This is a genomic window from Umezawaea endophytica (genome assembly GCF_025061645.1).
GTDB lineage: Bacteria > Actinomycetota > Actinomycetes > Mycobacteriales > Pseudonocardiaceae > Umezawaea > Umezawaea endophytica.
On record NZ_JANYMP010000007.1, the window covers coordinates 21,960 to 25,535 of the forward strand.

A 3,576-nucleotide genomic window follows, 5' to 3' on the forward strand; every position below is an offset into this window, starting at 1 on the left:
CCGGGGGGGGGGGGGGCCCCCCCCCCCCCCCCGACCGGGGAGTCGATCAGCCGCGTTCGGCCGAGTAGAGGGCCGTCACCTCCTGGTCGGTGAGCACGTGGTCGTAGGCGTGCACGGCGTCGATGGAACCGGACCAGTAGTCGCCCTTGCGGCCCGCGAACTTCGCACGACCGACGGCGAGCGGGCCGGTGCTGGTGACGTCCGGGCCCGCCGGGTTGGTGGCGACCTTCTGGCCGTCGACGTACAGGCGGACCTCACCGGTGGAGTGGTCGCGCACGCCGACCAGGTGGTACCAGCGGTTGAGCTCCGGCGTCGTCACGAACCTGGCGCGGTTGCCGCCCGGCGTGCTGAACGCGAAGGCCCCCTGGCCGTACTGGAGGTAGAAGGGGCTCTCCTGCCGCCTGCCGTCCTGGCTGACGGCCGTGGCGTAGTTGCCGGGCAGCTTGTCCAGCGTCACCCACGCCGCGATGGAGTAGTCGCGGTTGGTGTCGAGGACCGGCGCGGCGGTCTCGGCGGAGTCGTCGACCCCGTCGAAGGCGAGCGCCGCGCCCTTGACGCCGGGCACCCAGGTGGTGCCGCCCTGGAGCGTCAACGGGCTGCGGCCGCCGCTGACGTCGACCGACTTCGTGCCCTTGTTCTCGTCCAGCGGCCAGTTGCCCTTGCCGGGGAACGTGGCGTCCTTGCCCGCCTCGGCCCCCGCCTTGATGACCTTGCGGTTGATGTCGCGGACCGGGCCGGGGTCGACCTTGAGGTCGCGGCGGTCGTACGTCCACAGGCCGTTCAGCTCGGTCTCCAGGTCGGTGACCTGGGTGTAGACCGAACCGGACAGCTCGGCGCCCGCGGCTTCGAGGTAGAAGGTGGAGGTGTTGTCGACGTACTTCGCCGTCAACGCCGCCTTGTCCTTGACCCCGCTGTAGATCGCGGCGGGCGGGCCGGGCCACATGTGACCGGGGGTGCGCAGGGTGAAGCCGCCGTGCTCGCCGTCCATCGCGACCCGCGTCGCGTCCGGGTAGGGCGCGTCGGTGTTGTTGTAGTCGTGGTGGTCGATGACCTCGCCCTTGCCCGAGTCACCCTTGGAGGCGCAGCAGTTCACACCGCTGTGGGCGTTGACGATCCGCGACGGGTCGGTGGCCTTCACGCGCTCGGCGATCCGGCCGGTCTCCTCGCGGTTCCACTCGCCCCAACCCTCGTTGAAGACGATCCAGCCGATGATCGACGGGAAGTTGTGCAGTTGCTCCATCGCCCGGTTGCCCTCGGTGAGGAACGCCTGCTGGCCCTCGGGGGTGGAGTAGTCGCCGGACACGAAGTCCTGCCACACCAGCAGTCCCAGCTCGTCCGCGTGCTTGTACCAGCGGGCGGGCTCGATCTTGATGTGCTTGCGGACCGCGTTGAACCCGAGGTCCTTCTGCGCCTTGAGGTCCCAGCGCAGGGCCTCGTCGCTCGGCGCCGTGTACAGGCCGTCGGGGAAGAAGCCCTGGTCCAGCATGGAGAGCGAGAACACCGGGTTGCCGTTGAGGACGAGCTTCGGGAAGCCGCCCACGTTCTGCACGGCGATGGAGCGCATGCCGAAGTAGCTCTCGACCTCGTCCTTGCTCCGGCCCTGGGACAGCTCGACGTCCAGGTCGTAGAGGTACGGGTCGTCCGGGCTCCACAGGTGCGGCTTGTCGATCTTCAGCGTGAGCTGCTGGTTGGCCGTGCCGCTGACGCTGCCGACCTTGCGGCCCTTGGCGTCACGGGCGGTCGCGGTGACCTTGGCCGTGGACGACGCCGACTTCACCTGCACCTGCAACGCGCTCTTCGGCAGGTCCGGGGTGGTGACGATCGAGTCGATCGCCACGTCCGGCACGGGCTCCAGCCACACGGTCTGCCAGATGCCGGAGTTCTGCGTGTAGACGATGCCGCCGGGGTTGCGCGACTGCTTGCCGATCGGCTGGTTGGGGCCGGTGGTGTCGGTGACCGCGACGACGATCTCCTGCTTGCCGGAGCCCTTGAGCGCGTCGGTGATGTCCGCGGTGAACGCGCTGTAACCGCCGAAGTGCTCGGCGACCTGCTTGCCGTTCACGAAGACGCGGGCGTGGTGGTCCACCGCGCCGAAGTTGAGCTTGAGCCGCTGCCCCGACCCGATCTTCCAGTCGCGCGGGACGGAGACGAGCTTGCGGTAGAACATGTGGTCCTCGTGGCGCTCCAGCCCGGAGAGCTGGGACTCCACCGGGAACGGCACGGTGATCTTCTCGGCGAGGGTCTTGCCGAAGACCGGCTGCTCCCCCTCCTTCGCGCCCGCGAACTCCCACTGGCCGTTGAGGTTGAGCCAGTCCTCGCGGACCTGCTGCGGCCGCGGGTACTCGGGCAGCGGGTTGTTCTTGTCGAGCTTGTCGCCCCACTTGGTGGTCATCCGGTGCTTCGACGCGTTGGCCGCCGACCGGATGATCTGCGGCACGGTCTCGCCGCCCACGACGAGCCCGCCGGTGCCGTCGTAGAGGAACTTGACCCGCTGGCCCTTCTGGACCGGCTGGGACAGGGTGATCACGAGCTTGGACTTGTCGCGCTTGTCCACGGCGACCTTCGACACCGGGAACGGGGTCGTGTCGACCTCGACACCGAGGTGCTCGGCGACCTGGCCGAGGGCGGTGATCGGCTGCTCGAAGTCGGCGGTGACCTTCAGGCCCTCCTCGTCGACGGCGGGCTCGACCGGGAAGACCTGGAAGCCGTCCGGCGGCGTGAACGCCGACTCGGGCACGATCTCCTTCGCCAGGGTGGGCGTCGACCAGCGGAGGAACGCGTTGGCGCCGCCGACGTCCTGGAACAGCTCCAGCTTGAAGTCGTGCGCCTCACCGGCGACGAGCCGCACCGGCTGGCTGTGCTGCTCGACGTCCCAGTCGCCGACCCAGTGGTCGATGACCGGCTGCCCGTCCAGGAAGAACCGGAAGCCGTTGTCGCCGATCAGGTGGAACGTGTAGTCGCCGGTGGCCGGGGCGGTGAGCTTGCCGGTCCAGCGAGCGGTCGTGTGCTCGGCCTGGCCGGTGAGGGACTGGAACGTCCCCGCCAAGCCGGGGAGGTCGATGTTGGGATCGAGCATCACGCCCCCGAGCTGGGCGAAGTCGCGAGCTCCTGGCGCGGACATCCGGTAGTACTCGCCCTTCAGCCCGTGCACGACGGCAGCGGGTTCGGGGGCTCCGGCCGAGGCCACGCCTGTCGGCGTGACGACGGAGAGGACCAGCAGCAGCGCCAACGTGAGCGCCCTCACGGGTGGTCTGGACATCGAGCATCCCTTCCGGCGGGGTAGGGCGTGAGTGACCTCACACAAAAAACTGCTCGATTACTAACATGTTTCAACAGAGAACAACAGCACCGCACAGAAATTTGTCTGATCGGACGAACCGGACACGGCCTGGGTAATCCCGCACAGTGGAACGCGTGGCAGCCGCCGGACGGAGGGGCTACGGTCACGGGGCGTGATCAAGTGCGGCGGAGTGGCCGAGTGGTTGAGGCACAGGCCTGCAAAGCCTGATACACGGGTTCAATTCCCGTCTCCGCCTCGTGCACGACCGGCGTGGCAGGCCTTCAGCGGCCTGCCAC

General features: G+C 68.7%; 1 protein-coding gene and 1 tRNA gene. One reads left to right on the forward strand and one right to left on the reverse strand.

Annotation, left to right across the window (positions count from 1 at the left end; translation table 11 throughout):
- Positions 1-46: 46 nt before the first annotated feature.
- Positions 47-3,259, reverse strand: coding sequence for a LamG-like jellyroll fold domain-containing protein (locus tag NZH93_RS16355; RefSeq protein ID WP_259623947.1), 3,213 nt, complete (start codon positions 3,257-3,259; stop codon positions 47-49).
- 205 nt (positions 3,260-3,464) lie between these two features.
- On the opposite strand from NZH93_RS16355, the gene NZH93_RS16360 reads away from it, so the two are divergent.
- Positions 3,465-3,536, forward strand: a tRNA-Cys gene (locus NZH93_RS16360).
- Positions 3,537-3,576 lie beyond the last annotated feature (40 nt).

Bases quoted from the DNA above. Each gene is read 5' to 3' on its own strand.
- NZH93_RS16355 (WP_259623947.1), bottom strand. From the start codon at position 3,259: ATGTCCAGACCACCCGTGAGGGCGCTCACGTTGGCGCTGCTGCTGGTC.